The following is a 16,522-nucleotide window of genomic DNA, read 5'->3' as shown; positions in this document are numbered from 1 at the left end:
AAAGAGTCGTCAGTGAATCATATTGATTTTTTTTTGAAGCAGTCAGGAAGAGAGGAAGCCATGAATCACAAATTATTGATGTTATTTTTCCTCGGGGGGGTACTACTCCTAGGCATTCCACAATTTGTATTGGCTGGTGAGATTACGAAAGAACAGATCTCTGAATGGAATCTGGAAACCCAGGGTTGGTCCATTCAGGACCATATAGCTGCTGCGTATTCTGAAAAAGAGGAAGTCCAGTCATTAGAGGACCGAATTCAGCAATTGGATAAACGCATAAGCAAGTTGGAGGAAAAACCATACTTTGATCCGAAGGGGTTTACCAGAAGCTCATTAAAGCTTTTTTCCAGCACATTGGAAGAGCAAGAGAAACTTCTGAATGAAAAGATTGCTTGGCATTATCGGCAGGCCGACCAGGCCAAGCTGACGGAATAGAAGTAATGGAGCCCTCCAGGGAAGAGGGAGCAGGATTGTCTTGCTATCGGTGTTAGTATTTATAAATAACTCTTCCGTCGATAGAGGCTGACTATTCCTCACCGAGCCAATGTGGAAAATCGACTTACCGAACTCAGGCATGATGTTGGGCTCACCAATTTAGCGGGCCAATTTTAGGGTGCAGGTCTGCTTTTTACCCCCGGTTTTTTCCTAATCCTCGCACGAGTGTGTTCCGCTAATTTTTTCTTTTCAGGAACAAGACCGACAACCTGCTCAGCCATGGGGTCCAATGCTCGAATATGAGTTGGCAGTGCAGAGCCGAGAATTTTCGCTTTTTTATTGTTTTTCCCGAATATTATTCATCGCCTGATTGAGTATTTCAGGCTGGAGGGGCATCTTCTACAGCCGTGTCCATCCTCACATTTCCAGGGAAAATCCTGGTCATCAAACCAGAAATCTTCCGAAGTCATGCCAAGCAAGTGTGTAACACAATGTAACTTAATGTAGCACTATTGTAACATTTTAATGTTACACTAGTTACATAATTTTAATGCATAAAAAGTGTTAAATGCTTGTATTTAAATGAAAATTTAAAATAAATTCTGTTGGCATTTAAATTGTATATCCGATTAGTATCGATGAAAGCAGAGTCAACGTTAGCAGTACAACTTCTAGAATGTTTTCAGGTGATAAGTAGAAGGAGGAAGTTATGAATAACAAAATATTTTTTTCAGCTTTGCTTGTGGGGATGCTTCTAGGACTTCCCCAATTTGTTTTGGCTGGTGATAATGGTCATGAACAGAGTTCAGCCTGGAGAATAGAGACCCAGGGTTGGTCAATTCAAGATCATATGTCTGCGGCAAAAGTTTCAGAAGGGGAAATCCAGTCCCTGGAAAGCCGTGTTCAGGATATAGATAAACGCATAGCCCATTTTGAGAGCAAGCCACACTTTGATCCGAAGGGCTTTCATAGAAATGCCTTGAAGCACATATCCTCCACATTAAAAGGGGATACCAATCTTTTGAATGAGAAGATCGCGTGGCATATCAGGCAAGCTGATCAAGCTAAGCTGACGCAGTAGTGCCTCCCTCTAAGGTGATGTAGTTGTAATTTCAATACGCCCATTCGTGTTTCGATGGAATGGATTGGTTGCTGAGCCTGCCCATTCATTCCATCGAAAATAATAAATCTCACCCCCTGTATTGTTCTTGTGCCTGACGTATCCGTCAGGCTTTTTTTTTACTAGGCCTTTGGACCTCCAGGAATGACAGACCCTTCAGATCCAAAATTATTTCATCAACACATGAAGAAGGAGCCCCACTGGTGACACATATCCAAGCAATGCCTATATCCTATGAGGTAGGGTGAAAGACCAAAGGTATGGAGCTATCTACAGTAAATTGGTGTGCGATTGAGCACAGGCATCTATGTTCGATTTCGCTCTATTTTGAAAAATAAAAATGAAGATTTTTTAATAATGTTTACTTAAATAAACAATTGATTGCGTTACCTGGATGACACCTTTGAAGAAGTGGTGGTTTGACTTATTAAGGTATTGAAAAATAAAACATATTTTTATGATTATTAGTTCACGAGACTTGACATTTTTGACAAGGAAAATAGATATTTGTACACCACAAAAAAAGCGGTGAATGGCTCAGTAATTGCTCCCTTTTTATCAAGATTTAAGCGTAATTTTTTTGCCCATGAATAAGGTTTCTTTTTCAAAAGTTCCCGTTAAGGTCGCGATCCTTCGTACTCATATTTCAGTGTGAGGGGCTTAACCATGATAGTCGATATGACTCACTCAACCGATCAACTAGCCCGAAACTTCTATCAAACCTTGTTGGAAGTCACAAACATCTTAAATTCCCAACGGAATACGGAAGATCTGTGGAAAGCCATTACGGGACACATTAGAAAGGTGATTTCCTGGGAACGCGCGGGCATTACGCTATATCATTCTGACATAGATGCTTTTCGGTTTTACGCGGTGGAAACAAGTATGCCGCTGGTGAAGCTGAAATGTGATGCCATCATTCCTCGAGAAGGCAGTGCAATGGGATGGGTGTATAATCACCGGCGTCTTCATATACGTCCTCATTTACAACAAAATCCCGTATTTTTAGAAGATGCATTTTATCACGAGGAGGGTCTGGGAAGAATGATCAATATTCCCATGATTGTTGGGGATAATTGCATCGGATCTTTGAATATCGGCAGTGTGGAATCCGGTGATCCGGATCCGGAAAATGTCTTGTTTTTACGCCAAGTGGCGACTCAAATTGCTTTTGCCATTGATCATGTACGGGCCTATGAACAGATCAACCACCTGAAGGAACAGCTCACCCGTGAAAATGCCTATCTTTTAGAAGAAATCAAAGTTACGTACGATTTTGGAGCGATGGTTGGAAATAGTCAAAAGTTTAAGAACGTGCTGGACTTGGCCCAGGCCGTTGCCCCGACTACGACCTCGGTGCTCATTATGGGGGAAACGGGAACGGGAAAAGAACTATTGGCGCGATTACTTCACGAGTTGAGCCCACGAAATTTAAAGCCTTTTGTTCGAGTCAATTGTGCGGCTTTACCTTCAGGTCTGGTGGAGAGTGAGCTCTTTGGCCATGAGAAAGGGGCGTTTACCGGTGCAGAGACTGGAAGACCAGGCAAATTTGAATTAGCCAATGGTGGCACCTTGTTTCTTGATGAAATCGGGGAGATGCCGATCGAAGCCCAGGCAAAACTCCTGAGGGTTTTACAAGATGGAATCGTGGAACGAGTAGGCAGTATTGAGGGGAAAGCCGTCGATGTGCGAATCATTGCCGCCACCAATAGCGATTTAAGCAAGGCGATTGCCGAAGGTCGTTTTCGTTCCGACTTATATTACCGATTGCATGTCTTTCCGATTGTTGTGCCACCTCTCCGGGAACGTCTGCATGATATTCCGCTTCTGGTGCGACATTTTATGGAGAAAAATCGCTTGCAGTTTAGACGAAACTGTCAGGAAATCGATGATCGTTCAATGGAAATGCTGGTTCAGTATCCATGGCCGGGTAATGTACGGGAACTGAAAAATGTGATTGAACGAGCCATGATTCTTTGCCAATCGTCCGTCATGCATGTGGAGGATTCATTATTGCAGTCACCGGCACACGACATGGATGCCATGCCGCCCACTCAATTAAAAGACGTGGAGCGCACTCGAATACTCCAAGCCTTAGCGGCGTGTGAATGGAGAATTGATGGACCATTAGGGGCGGCCAAGCATCTGGGATTACATCCCAGCACCCTGAGAAGCCGATTGAAAAAATTCGGGATTAAGCGGCACTCTGAATAAGACACCCCAAAATGGGTTGTGTGATTGAGATGAGAAGCCGGTTAGTCCGGAGGTAACAATTTGAAATAGGCCATGCCCCCGTCTTTGTCCTCCCAAACGAAACCTACCTCGACTGTTTTGTGAGCATACGAACGGCTTAGATCAGGATCTTCGTCCAGTCCCCCCTGCTTCACTGGGATGCTTTTTTGCCACCATGCCATTAACAGGTCATCCCGACAGGAAATTTTTTAGAAAGGAAACCCACGTAAACGGTTTTCTTTCTCCAGCTCCAGTGGGAGAGAGTTCCGGATGCGACAAAAGGCCATAGGGAATCTACGACATTTTTTTCAGATCAATGCTGTAATTTGATTATTGGTATATATATGACTGTTCAGTCGTGAAGTCCGGGAAATTTCTATCCTCAATGGTTTAACAAGGCAAATACATTCTTCATGAGATTTTCAATAGCCCACAAATTCTTCAGAGCGAATATTGGTCTTTGGAATGTCGATAGACTCAAGCATCCTTCGTAATCCATCAACCATTGCAGGGGGCCCCACAACATAATAAAGAGCCGCTTTCGCCTCTTTGACATATTTTCGAAGCATGACAGGGTCTATCCGGCCGGTTTCACCTTCCCAGGTTTCCGTCCCTCCGTTTGGGCTCGTCATCGTTCCAACACACCTAAAATGCGTATTCTCTTGTTGGAGGGTTTGCAGTTCATCAAGAAAAGCGGCATCTTCCTGATGCCGGTTTGAATAAAGAAGAATAAAATGATGTGAGAATTTGTGATGAGCGGATTCGACCAGCATACTTCGGAACGGTGTAATCCCGATTCCTCCTGCGAGAAGAACGATCGTTCGGGAATCATCGGACGGTAGCGTAAATTGTCCGAATGGACCTTCAAGGTCAACTGTCGTTCCAAGAGGCATTTTTGCCAACATGCGTTTAAAGGGGGTGTCCCGAAGACGGGTGGCGACCATGAGCTGTTGTTCGGAAGGAGCGCTGGCAAGGGTCAGGGCCCGTATTTGGCCTTCCAGATCGGATGCGGAAAGTTTCGGTAATGACAGATCGATAAACTGCCCAGCTGTAAAGGTGAATCCAGCCGGTCGGTCAAAATAGAACGCCATTGTACCCTTGGCGATCTCCTGACGCTTTCTCAATGCCACGTGATAACTGGAAGGCTTGGTGAGTTTTCCCATTGAGATCGCTTCCTGATGGTGACATACGTTATGAGGTGACTCCGAACTCATATTATCCTAGCGTTTTGGTACGGGGTTGAGTCAATCGTAGGCTTCTGATTTTCATTTTCCGATTAAAAGAAATCCGTTTTTCCTCACGACTTAACATAAAATAGTCGTACTGCCTTCTCAGATTTTGAGTAAGTTTAAGGTCATTTCTCTTATTAGACAGGTCATTCGGTTCTATGCTTGAATCTGTCCCAAGAAAGGATTGAAGGACTGTGGAACGAATTGAGAGAAATTACCGGGTGCTACTGAACGTCGCGATTGTGCTTAATTCACAACGGGATACCAATAGTCTCTGGCAGGCCATTATCGAGCAGATTGAACAGGTCATGCCCTGGGCCCGGGTCAGTGTGACTTTATATGACCGTAAGTCTGATGGATTTCAATTTTATGTGGTGACGACTCATTTGGCGAAAGTCGTGATCCAAGGGGATACCGTGATACCGCGTATTGGGAGTGCAATGGGGTGGGTGTACGATCACAAGACGTTACATGTCCGTCCTGACCTCAAACAGGAGCAGGTCTTTCTGGAAGATCAATGGTATGTGGAGGAAGGGCTAGGACGCATGATTAACCTTCCGCTCCTGGTCAGAGGAAAGTGTGTGGGGGTATTGAATCTTGGGAGCGTTGATGCGGGTAACCCGGATCCAGATGCGATTGAGTTTTTATCCCAAGTGGCAATGCAAATTGCCTATGCAATTGACCATGTGCAGGCTTATGAGGAAATTAATCTGCTGCGTCAGCAGTTGGCACGGGAAAATATCTATCTGGTGGAGGAACTTAAGCTGACAAAGCACTTCGGGGCCATGGTAGGACGAAGCCAGGCTTTTCAGCATGTATTGGAACTTGCCCGCGAGGTCGCTCCTACGACGGCGACCGTCCTGATCACGGGGGAAACCGGAACAGGGAAGGAACTCCTGGCCCAAGCCATTCATGATTGGAGCATGCGAGCGAACAAACCGTTTATTAGAGTCAATTGTGCGGCTCTTCCGGCAGGATTAGTTGAAAGCGAATTATTTGGTCACGAAAAAGGAGCGTTTACCGGAGCCGATTCCAGGCGTGAGGGGCGTTTTGAGTTAGCCCATGGTGGGACCTTGTTATTAGACGAAATCGGGGAAATTCCTATGGAGACCCAAGCGAAATTATTACGAGTAATCCAGGACGGGATGGTTGATCGTGTGGGTGGGAAGCAGTCTATCCCGGTGGATATTCGGTTGATGGCCTCAACGAATGCCGATCTGCCATCAGCCATTGAACAAGGTCGTTTTCGTGCTGACCTTTTCTATCGACTTCATGTGTTTCCGATTACCATCCCTCCCCTCCGTGCTCGGCCGGAAGATATTCCGGAACTCGCACAGCATTTTCTGGAGCACTATGCTATGAAACTCAAACGGCCCTGCGAAACCATTGAACCCGATTCTTTGCAGCGGCTTATCCGGTATTCCTGGCCCGGCAATATTCGAGAATTGGAAAATGTTATTGAACGGGCGGTGATTCTCTCACACCAAAAGATTCTGCGTATCGATGAACGGCTTTTGATTCTTCATAATGCCACGCATGAATCAAAGGCTCCGGCTGGATTAGTGGATTTTGAACGGCAACATATTCTTCAGACCCTGGCCTCCAGCAATTGGCAAATTGAGGGAGAGGGTGGCGCGGCGGAACAACTCGGATTGGCACCTAGCACGCTCAGGAGCCGGATTAAAAAATTAGGTCTCCAACGCCCGACTCGACCCTAAATTGTTCAACTTCACACTCTTTCTTTCTCCCTGGTTTCACTCTTTTCTCTAAATCCCAGTTGCTGAAACCACGGTGGGTGGTGGTATGAGCCACCAGACCACCACGATCTCTCATGGGGTTTCACTGCCATTTCATTAGCCTGCCTACTTGTCAATGGCATCCACAGCATTTTCAATGGTCTCTCGTTTCAATCCATCTCAATACAACCGTGGCTTGGTGTATGCATACCAAAAATGGAGCCAGTTACATTTTATCAATACGTTAAAGAAATTTGGGGCATGAGTTCAGGTTGTATTCGCGATCCTGATGCGGAAGCAGTATGTCATGATTTTGGTAGAGGTTCTGCTGCTGGGGAGCAATCCGTGTTCATGAGTAATGAGTGCTCATGAAATTCTATCTCGACACGGTGAGTCTCACAGAGATTCAGGAGATTGGCAAACTGGGGGTTCTGGATGGAATAGCCATGAACGCCATGTTGGTTACTAAGCAGGGTCTGAATTTCTATCAAGGAATACGAGAAGTCTGTCGTTATGTGGATAGTCCGATCAGTGTCGGCGTGTTGAGTGTTGAAGAAGAGGCCATCGTCAAGGAAAGCAAAGAATTATCAAAAATCCACAAAAATGTCTTGGTGAAGTGTCCTTTGACGCCTGCCGGTCTCAAGGCGACTAAGCGGTTGACAGCCGAAGGCATCCGGGTGAATGTGTCTTTGTGTTTTTCCCTCACCCAAGCCTTGATTGCCGCCAAAGCCGGCGCCTGGTGTGTGTCAATTTGCCTTGATCGCACCGGGGACAATCAATCCAAGGGAGACGATATAATTCGAAACATTGTCACCGTCCTTCGAAACTATGGTCTCTCCACTCAGGTGCTTCTTGCCGGTATCCGTTCTCCTCATGATGTGCTTGAGGCAGCATTAGCGGGAGGGCATATTTGTACGATGCGATTTCCCATGTTTCAGCAACTTTTCGATCCTGCTGTGTAATTGTCCATTCTGACTACATCCTCCGATCCGGATTGTGCTCTTCAGAATCCCCGACCTTCCGCAGCGTGATCGTGTGTGCGGGTATCGAATCTTTGTTCGTCATGCTCCTAGTTCTTCCACCTTTTGTATTCCCCGTATTTTCTTGAGTCCAGCCACGCAAAGCGGTGGTCGGCCACCACCTCCCACCACGTTCTTTCGTGGGTGAATGATCCGTCTGCGGATGTTATCCCAGAGATAAAACAATGGAAACTTTGGGATTACAAGGGATTGTCCTAGGACACTGAATTATCTTGGTTGGGCATGGCCCATGCAAAGCGTTCAACAACATAAGCATATAGGAACGACCAGAATGAAATCAGTTGCATCCAGAATTCGGCAATCTCAGAAAAACTTGTGAGATAAATTTATCAGAAAAATGTTTATGGATGTCAGATGGGTCTAATGATTTTGGGGGGAGAGAAATGAGTGGAATGTGTGGAGGAATGAAACTTAAAAAGAATGCCGCAGTTTTACTGATCAGTATGATTGTAGGAATGTTGCTGCTGCCGATCGGTATAGCGATGCCGATCCTTTTTGGAAATGGCGAAGCCATCGCGTCGGGAGGAGGGCAAAGTCCCCAGCCTGCTCAGGAGGTTGTCGAGGGTGAGGAAGGCGCAGCGCCGGTCGAAATGGGGCGGGATATTTATTACAAGACCGAGGGCGTGGTGTCGAGTGAAACTGCTCCAGTGACCGAGGACAATACGCATGATTATCCCCGCTATGGCAATTTTGAAAGTCGAGTGCTGATTTGGGTGGCGAACCAGCAGCATTTATATTACGGCAGTTTTGTCTTGGCGGTTCCTATCTTCTGCATGGTGATTGAGTTCATCGGCATGGTGACAAAGGATAAGGCCATGGCGAAGAAATACGACCAGCTGGCCTATGATTTTATCAGAATCAGTCTGACGGCCTATTCGTTGACAGCCATTCTTGGGGGCATTCTCCTTTTCACCTTTCTCACGCTCTATCCCACATTTTTCAGCTACCTCTCAGGGATTTTCCGTCCTGTCATGCACATCTACGCTTTGCTGTTCGTCGCCGAAAGCGGAACGCTGTATATCTACTACTACGGATGGGACAGGATGAGGGAAGGCATCCTGAAATGGGTGCATCTCAGTATCGCCGTGGTCTTGAATGTCATCGGAACCGTGCTGATGTTTTTAGCGAATTCCTGGATTGCCTTCATGATGTCGCCGGCAGGGGTGGATGAACAAGGACGATACCTCGGAAATATTTGGCATGCGATTCATAGCGCGTTGTGGAATCCGTTGAATGTTCATCGAATTTTAGGAAATATGGCGTTCGGAGGCAGCGTCGTTGCGGCCTATGCGGCCTACCGCTTTTTAGCGGCTAAATCCGATGAAGAGCGCGCCCATTACGACTGGATGGGGTATGTCGCAATGTTTATCGCGGTCATTTTCCTTATTCCCTTGCCGTTTGCGGGCTATTGGCTTATGCGGGAGGTCTATGCCTATCGCCAACAAATGGGGATTACTCTGATGGGAGGCCTTCTCGCCTGGTTGTTTATTATTCAGGCCACCATGATCGGCGCGCTTTTCATGACGACGAGTTATTACTTATGGCAATGCTTCGGGCGGATGCCCGGCGCGGAACGATTCCAAAAATATATTAAATATTTGGTGTTCATTGCGGTCGTGGGATTACTGGTGTTTATCACGCCCCATACCATCGTCATGACCCCGGCTGAGTTGAAAGCCATGGGAGGGCAACAGCATCCCGTCTTAGGAAACTATGGGGTCATGTCCGCCAAAAATGGCGGGATCAATATGCTCATCATTGTGACGATTGTGAGTTTCATTTGGTATCAGCGAGGCAATTTGATTCCGGCGGTGAAATGGAAAAAATTGGGCAATATTTTTATGACCTGTTTTATCGTTATGGGAAGCCTCAATATTATCTGGCTGGCAGTCTATGGATATTATATTCCCGCGAATGTCCGGATTGGGCTGTCGGTGCCGCAGGTGGCCACCACCATGTCGTGCCTTTTGTTAATGATGCCGTTGAATCTGGCAATGCTGAAGGGTGCCAAAGTGGCGGGCCCCATTCAATGGGGAAAAATGCCGGCGCGGTCGCAATATGCTCTGATTGCTCTGGCAACGGAGTTTACCTGGATGATGGCCTTGATGGGATACATTCGTTCTTCAGTCCGCCTCTTCTGGCATGTGAACGAGGTGATGCGGGATAACTCGCCTTGGGCCTATACCCATACCATCGGGTTTGCGGCGAATATGATCTCCTTCAATGTTCTGCTGTTCTGGTCGACCATTCTATTCGTGTTCTGGCTGGCGGCTTTTGCCGGTAAAAAATCGCCGGTCCCGGAAACGCCGAAAGTGCCCGAGTCACAGGCTGTGCCGCAGTTCACGCCTCAACCGGCCAGTCGTTCCTGATGTGTTTCGTGGGGAATTATAGGTTGGTGGATGAATCCTGGATTCATGCAGCCGGTGCGAGGAAATGGGGGCTGAAAGGCGCATTCACTCATTCAAGGTGAAGCGCATGATGGAGTGGTTGAGCCGTGAAGGAGAGCGAGATGATGGAATTCTGGGTTGCAAATCCTCTGATTGAAATGATCTTCGGGATAGTCAGCTTCGTTGGAGTCCTCCTGTTGGGATGGGCAAATCTTATGGTCGACCCCCCAAAAACCGCGGTGGCCATACCTGTCGAACTGAATGTCTGGGAAAGACATCGGTTGAGGCAGTCTCAAAGAAAGGAGGAATAAAGGGTTTGTGTCGTAAGCCGGAACATTTAACCTTTGTATGGAGGGGCGTTTGATGTTGGTCACAAAAAGACAATTTTTAAAAATTACAGCAGGCACTGTGGCTGCAGTGGCGTTAGCGGATAATGCGCTGGCGTTGACGGCATTGCAACCGGTTGTGGAGGTAGGCAATCCATTGGGTGAATACCCGGATCGCTCCTGGGAGCGGGTCTATCACGATCAATACCGGTATGACAGTTCCTTTACCTGGTGTTGTTCCCCGAATGACACGCATGCCTGTCGTATTCGTGCGTTTGTCCGGAACGGGGTCGTGATGCGCGTAGAACAAAACTACGATCACCAAACCTATGAGGATATGTACGGGAATCGGGGAACCTTTGCCCATAATCCCCGGATGTGTTTGAAGGGGTATACCTACCATCGCCGGGTATATGGACCATACCGTTTAAAGGGGCCTTTGATGCGGCGCGGCTGGAAAGCCTGGATGGATGACGGAAGTCCTGAATTAGACCCAACGGTCATGACGAAATATAAATTCAATGCGCGCTATTTGGATGATATGTTGCGGGTGTCCTGGGATACCGCGTTTACCTATTTGGCCAAGGCCATGATCGTGATCGCCAACCGGTATAGCGGCGAAGCCGGTGCGAGGCGATTACGGGAACAAGGGTATCCTCCGGAAATGATCGAAATGATGAAGGGCTCAGGAGTGCGGAGCATGAAATTCCGTGCCGGTATGCCCGTGTTGGGTGTCATAGGCAAAATGGGCATTACGCGGATGAACGGTGGATGTGGAGCTCTGTTGGATAGTTGGGTGAGAAAAGTTGGCCCGGAGAATGCCCAGGGTGGGCGGTATTTTAATAATTTGACCTGGCACGGTGATCAGGATCCTTCGCAACCATTCTGGTCCGGAGCGCAAGCCATTGATTGTGATCTTTCTGATATGCGATTCAGCAAAATGAATACCAGTTGGGGCAAAAATTTCGTCGAAAATAAAATGCCGGAAGCCCATTGGAAACTGGAGTCCATTGAACGGGGTGGTCGAGTGGTGGTCATTACCCCGGAATACAATCCCACCGCACAACGGGCCGACTATTGGATGCCGGTCCGCCCCGAAACAGATGGAGCGTTATTCCTAGGGGCTTGCAAAATTATTTTAGACGATGGTCTTCAGGACAGCGATTTTATTCGGTCCAGCACGGATTTACCCTTGTTGATTCGCACGGATACTCTGCAATATTTGGATCCGCGCGATGTCATTAAAGATTATGCCTTCCCGGATTTCTCCAAAACTTACTCCGGCAAAGTGCAAGGACTTTCGCCTTCGCAGATTGCTCGTCTTGGAGGGTTTATGGTGTGGGATCTCAATCAGGACAAAGCGGTCCCGCTTCATCGAGAACTGGTGGGTTGGCACTTTAAGAACAGCGGTCTCGATCCGGCATTAACGGGATCGTTCAGGGTGAAATTACTGAGTGGGAGGGAGGCAGATGTCATGCCCCTTTTCCAGATGTATCAGGTCCATCTTCAGGATTACGATCTGGATACTGTTCACCAAATTAATCGATGTCCGAAAGACCTTATTGTGCGATGGGCTCGAGATAACGGGACCATCAAACCGGCCGCCATTCATAATGGAGAAGGCGTCTGCCATTATTTTCATATGACGTCGATGGGGCGTGCGGCCGCCATGGTGATGACCCTGACCGGAAACATGGGGAAATTCGGTACGGGATGTCATACATGGTCAGGAAATTATAAGGTTGGTGTTTGGGCGGCCACGCCATGGTCGGGGGAAGGCATTGGGATCCACACCGGGGAAAATCCTTTCAAGATCACGACAGATCCGAATGCCCATGGGAAAGAGATTAATTACCGCCCATACTATTATGGTGAAGAGACGACGTACTGGAACCACGGCGATACGGCTCTGATTGTGAATACGCCCAAGTATGGCCGTCGGGTGTTTACCGGAAAGACGCATATGCCGACGCCGAGTAAGCTTCGATGGGTGGCGAATGTCAATATTCTCAATAATTCCAAGCACCATTATGACATGGTCAAAAATGTGGATCCTCACATTGAAGCGATTGTGACTCAGGACATTGAAATGACATCCGATGTGAATCACGCCGATGTGTCATTTGCTGTGAACGGGTGGATGGAGTTTACCTATCCTGAAATGACCGCCACCGTCTCCAACCCCTGGATGCAGGTATGGAAAGGTGGCATCCGGCCGTTGTATGACACGCGGAACGATTTGGATACGGTGGCGGGCGTCGCGGCCAAACTCACCGAAATAACGGGGGATGGGCGATTTAAAGATTACTTTAAATTTGTCTATGACAACCGTGTGGATGTGTATGTGCAACGGTTGTTGGATGCCGGTAGTACGTCGTATGGGTATAACGCGGACACGATGTTGAAGTCGGAAAAGGGTTGGATGGTGATGACCCGGACTTATCCTCGAATTCCATTGTGGGAAGAGACCAATGAATCGAAGCCGCATTGGACGCGCAGCGGACGCCTGGAGACCTACCGGGTGGAGCCGGAAGCCATTGAATATGGGGAAAACTTCATCTCTCATCGTGAAGGGACGGAGGCCACTCCCTACTTGCCGAATGCGATCATGTCATCCAATCCGTATATCCGGCCGGATGACTATGGGATTCCGATCACGGCACAACATCATGACGACAAAACCGTCCGCAACATCAAGTTGCCTTGGGCGGAAATTAAACGATACGCCAATCCCCTCTGGGAGAAGGGGTATCAGTTCTATTGCGTGACGCCGAAGACCCGGCATCGGGTGCATAGCCAATGGTCGGTGAACGACTGGGTGCAGATGTATGAGTCCAACTTTGGCGATGCCTATCGGATGGATAAGCGGACGCCAGGTGTGGGTGAACATCAAATCCATATCAACCCATCAGCGGCCAAAGATCGGGGCATCAACGACGGGGACTATGTCTACGTGGATGGGAACCCGGTGGACCGGCCGTATCGTGGCTGGAAGCCCAGCGACCCCTATTACAAGGTGGCACGGTTGATGATCCGGGCGAAGTACAACCCGGCTTTCCCGTACCATGTCACGATGGCCAAGCATGCGCCGTATGTATCCACGGCGAAGTCGGTGAAGGGGCATGAAACCCGGCCGGACGGACGGGCGATTGCGCTGGATACCGGATATCAATCGAACTTCCGGTATGGAGCGCAGCAGTCCTTTACCCGCAGTTGGCTGATGCCGATGCACCAATTGGACTCATTGCCAGGAAAAATGGCGAATAAATGGAAATTCAAATGGGGTTTTGAGATCGATCATCATGCGGTCAACACGGTGCCGAAGGAGTGTCTCATCCGGATCACGAAAGCGGAGGATGGCGGTATCGGCGGACGGGGGCCGTGGGAACCGGTCCGGACCGGGTTCACGCCAGGCCAGGAGAATGAGTTTATGATCAAATGGCTGAAGGGTGACCATATTAAGATCAAAGTGTAAGTGAGTTGGAGGCTGGGGATATTTTTTCTATATTGACGTCTAGAAAGAAATATGATGAATACCTCCCCCCAGCCTCCTTCATTTTTGGGTGATCGTTGGACATAAAAATTTCTTGTAAGCCTTTTATCATGAAAACTGTTGGGGGAAGCAAGATGAAACAGGTAATAGGACCCGTCGGTGAGCATACCCTCTGTATTTGTGGTGGATGATGATGAGGTGGTTCGTTTAAATATTGGGAAAAAACTTTCTCGGTTGCATTGCTCGGTACGTGCCTTTGAATCGGGAGAGGCCTTAATGGAATTTTTAAGAGATTATAGGGATGAACCTGATGTGATCTTGGTGGATTATAAAATGGGTGGAATGAATGGGGTGGAAACCCTGCAAGCCATTCGAAAATTTTCTTCTGTTCCAGCCATTATCTTTACCGCGTATGAAGGTAGGATAGATCCGCAGGAAATAAAAGAAATTGGGAATTGTGAGGTCATGATCAAAACCGTAGATCTTCACAATCTCAGTCATATGGTGAACGGGGTCATGGCCTTGAGGAATTTACGAAAAGTTGATTGTTGGGTTGATACCGGGGGGTTGCCAACCTGAGGGTTGGCCGATGCAGCCTGGACAGCCCCGAAATTTTCACCGAAACGGAGGACGACAATGCCTGAAGTGTATAACTGGCAGTTAGGACGGAAGATGCTGTATCCGTATGAGGAGCGGCATCCGAAATGGCAGTTTGCGTTTGTCTTTAACATCAACCGGTGTTTGGCGTGTCAAACCTGCTCGATGGCGGACAAGTCGACGTGGCTGTTCAGCAAAGGGCAGGAATACATGTGGTGGAACAACGTGGAAACGAAGCCGTACGGGGGCTATCCGCAGTTCTACGATGTGAAGATCACGCAGTTGATTGAGCAGGTCAATCCGGGCGGGCAGGTGTGGAACGTGCGGGTGGGCCGCAAACATCATGCGCCGTATGGGGTGTTTGAAGGAATGACGATCTTTGATGCGGGCGCCAAGATCGGGCAGGCGGCCATTGGCTACATCCCGACCGACCAGGAATGGCGGTTTGTGAATATCTATGAAGATACGGCGACCTCGATGCGGGCGATCGTGGAAGGGGTGGATAAGACGGGGTTCACGAAAGAAGAGCCGTGGAAAATGCAAGGCAGCAGCTTGCCGGAGCATGAGACGTACTTCTTCTATCTGCAACGCATCTGTAACCACTGTACGTATCCGGGGTGTCTGGCGGCGTGTCCGCGGAAGGCCATCTACAAGCGGCCGGAAGACGGGATTGTGTTGATCGACCAGAACCGGTGCCGGGGGTACAAGAAGTGTGTGGAGCAATGCCCGTTTAAAAAGCCGATGTACCGGGGGACGACGCGGGTGAGTGAGAAGTGTATTGCGTGCTATCCGCGGGTGGAAGGCAAAGACCCCTTAACGGGGGGCGAGCCGATGGAGACGCGGTGTATGGCGGCGTGCGTGGGCAAAATCCGGCTGCAAGGGTTGGTGAAGGTGGGCGATGACGGGCTCTGGGCGGAAGATCGCTGGAATCCGTTGTACTATACCATCCGGGTGGAACAAGTGGCGTTGCCGTTGTATCCGCAATGGGGCACGGAACCCAACGGGTTTTACATCCCACCGCGGCAGGCGCCGCGGGGCTACATCCGGCAGATGTTCGGGCCGGGGGTAGATAATGCGATTGAGAAGTATCTGGTGCCGAGCCGGGAGTTGTTGGCGGTGCTGCAGTTGTGGCGGGCGAGCCAACAGATCATCTTCCGGTATGACGTGATTCCGGGGCCGAAAGTGTTTGAAACCCAAATCCATGGGCGGAAGTTTGAGATGTACAACGACACGGTGTTGGGGTTCAACAAATCGGGCAAGGAAGCGGTGCGGCAGCAAGTGGAAGAGCCGATTTACATCCGCCCGGCCGAGCGGGTGAACTGGCTGTAAGTTTCATGGTTATTCATGCAGCGGGAGACAACCGGAATTATCAATTTTCGGTGAGGCTGGAGGCCGGCTGGCGACGTAAAATGAGTGTCAGGGAAAAAATCGCCACCCGGTCTCTCCCCTGTAAAGGGGAGAAGCCGGAAAGGGGGGAGATGTTATGAATTGTCGGCGTTGTGCTGGTCTCATGCATTGGCTAAATATGGGAGATCATCTTAATGATTCAGGACAGTTATGGTCCATGGCTTGGCAATGCTATAACTGTGGAGAAATTGTCGATTCTTTGATTTTAAAAAATCGGGGGAACGAACCCAGGCCCAAGGTGGGAAAGGCCCGCCTTAAAACGTTTTCACCATCCAGACAGATAATGCGGGAAAATGCTCAAACCATAGAAGCCTAACGAAGAACCGCAGGGCCGTTGCTGGAAGAGCACAAAGGGGTGAATACGTTTCACCTCCTTGTGCTCTTCCTCGTTAAATATAGGAAAAATAATACAAAACTCTTTTTCATCACAAAGGATTCTTTCATCGGGAGTCCAAATTGTTATTCGAAGAAAGAGCGTTCTTTCAATGGGGACGACGGGACCTGGAATTCAGATAAGGAG

The 16,522-nt window shown here is 48.5% G+C and carries 11 protein-coding genes; 10 read left to right on the top strand and 1 reads right to left on the bottom strand.

Features of this window, described 5'->3' with window-relative positions:
* Positions 1-60: 60 nt before the first annotated feature.
* From PP769_RS01505 to PP769_RS01495, 3 genes are all read left to right on the top strand, one after another.
* Positions 61-435: a hypothetical protein gene (locus PP769_RS01505; protein ID WP_312644335.1), complete on the top strand. Its 375-nt coding sequence runs from the start codon at positions 61-63 to the stop codon at positions 433-435.
* Positions 436-1,144: 709 nt separating this feature from the next.
* Positions 1,145-1,516: a hypothetical protein gene (locus tag PP769_RS01500; RefSeq protein WP_312644334.1), complete on the top strand. Its 372-nt coding sequence runs from the start codon at positions 1,145-1,147 to the stop codon at positions 1,514-1,516.
* 717 nt (positions 1,517-2,233) lie between these two features.
* On the top strand, positions 2,234-3,769 hold the full coding sequence (locus PP769_RS01495) for a sigma-54-dependent Fis family transcriptional regulator (protein ID WP_312644333.1): 1,536 nt from the start codon (positions 2,234-2,236) through the stop codon (positions 3,767-3,769).
* 440 nt (positions 3,770-4,209) lie between these two features.
* Here the strand turns inward: PP769_RS01495 and PP769_RS01490 are convergent, their stop codons facing one another.
* A complete protein-coding gene (locus tag PP769_RS01490) occupies positions 4,210-4,950 on the bottom strand; it encodes a ferredoxin--NADP reductase (protein ID WP_312644332.1) in 741 nt (246 codons plus the stop codon).
* A 260-nt stretch (positions 4,951-5,210) separates the two neighbouring features.
* Between PP769_RS01490 and PP769_RS01485 the strand changes: the two genes are divergently transcribed.
* From PP769_RS01485 to PP769_RS01455, 7 genes are all read left to right on the top strand, one after another.
* The gene (locus tag PP769_RS01485; protein WP_312644331.1) at positions 5,211-6,734 is read left to right on the top strand and encodes a sigma-54-dependent Fis family transcriptional regulator; all 1,524 of its coding nucleotides are present in this window, start codon (positions 5,211-5,213) and stop codon (positions 6,732-6,734) included.
* A gap of 386 nt (positions 6,735-7,120) precedes the next feature.
* Complete coding sequence (locus PP769_RS01480; protein WP_312644329.1) at positions 7,121-7,714, top strand: transaldolase family protein; 594 nt, start codon at positions 7,121-7,123, stop codon at positions 7,712-7,714.
* A 482-nt stretch (positions 7,715-8,196) separates the two neighbouring features.
* Positions 8,197-10,161: a cytochrome ubiquinol oxidase subunit I gene (locus PP769_RS01475; RefSeq protein WP_312644314.1), complete on the top strand. Its 1,965-nt coding sequence runs from the start codon at positions 8,197-8,199 to the stop codon at positions 10,159-10,161.
* A gap of 140 nt (positions 10,162-10,301) precedes the next feature.
* Positions 10,302-10,490, top strand: coding sequence for a hypothetical protein (locus PP769_RS01470; protein ID WP_312644312.1), 189 nt, complete (start codon positions 10,302-10,304; stop codon positions 10,488-10,490).
* Between the two features lie 52 nt (positions 10,491-10,542).
* The gene (locus tag PP769_RS01465) at positions 10,543-13,980 is read left to right on the top strand and encodes a molybdopterin-dependent oxidoreductase (protein ID WP_312644307.1); all 3,438 of its coding nucleotides are present in this window, start codon (positions 10,543-10,545) and stop codon (positions 13,978-13,980) included.
* Between the two features lie 177 nt (positions 13,981-14,157).
* Positions 14,158-14,577 (top strand): response regulator, encoded by a 420-nt coding sequence (locus PP769_RS01460; RefSeq protein WP_312644305.1) that lies wholly within the window; start codon positions 14,158-14,160, stop codon positions 14,575-14,577.
* A gap of 57 nt (positions 14,578-14,634) precedes the next feature.
* Positions 14,635-15,924, top strand: a complete 1,290-nt coding sequence (locus tag PP769_RS01455) for a 4Fe-4S dicluster domain-containing protein (protein ID WP_312644303.1) — start codon at positions 14,635-14,637, stop codon at positions 15,922-15,924.
* Positions 15,925-16,522 lie beyond the last annotated feature (598 nt).

Origin of the sequence: Candidatus Nitrospira allomarina, from assembly GCF_032050975.1 — a bacterium.
Classification (GTDB): Bacteria; Nitrospirota; Nitrospiria; order Nitrospirales; family UBA8639; genus Nitrospira_E; species Nitrospira_E allomarina.
Note: the sequence above shows the minus strand (reverse complement) of the source record. Positions and strands in the feature narration are given on the sequence as shown.

Excerpts from the sequence above, each read along its gene's own strand:
- PP769_RS01505 (WP_312644335.1), top strand. The coding sequence starts at position 61 with ATGAATCACAAATTATTGATGTTATTTTTCCTCGGGGGGGTACTACTC.
- PP769_RS01500 (WP_312644334.1), top strand. The coding sequence starts at position 1,145 with ATGAATAACAAAATATTTTTTTCAGCTTTGCTTGTGGGGATGCTTCTA.
- PP769_RS01495 (WP_312644333.1), top strand. The coding sequence starts at position 2,234 with ATGACTCACTCAACCGATCAACTAGCCCGAAACTTCTATCAAACCTTG.
- PP769_RS01490 (WP_312644332.1), bottom strand. The coding sequence starts at position 4,950 with ATGGGAAAACTCACCAAGCCTTCCAGTTATCACGTGGCATTGAGAAAG.
- PP769_RS01480 (WP_312644329.1), top strand. The coding sequence starts at position 7,121 with ATGAAATTCTATCTCGACACGGTGAGTCTCACAGAGATTCAGGAGATT.
- PP769_RS01475 (WP_312644314.1), top strand. The coding sequence starts at position 8,197 with ATGAAACTTAAAAAGAATGCCGCAGTTTTACTGATCAGTATGATTGTA.
- PP769_RS01470 (WP_312644312.1), top strand. The coding sequence starts at position 10,302 with ATGATGGAATTCTGGGTTGCAAATCCTCTGATTGAAATGATCTTCGGG.
- PP769_RS01465 (WP_312644307.1), top strand. The coding sequence starts at position 10,543 with ATGTTGGTCACAAAAAGACAATTTTTAAAAATTACAGCAGGCACTGTG.
- PP769_RS01455 (WP_312644303.1), top strand. The coding sequence starts at position 14,635 with ATGCCTGAAGTGTATAACTGGCAGTTAGGACGGAAGATGCTGTATCCG.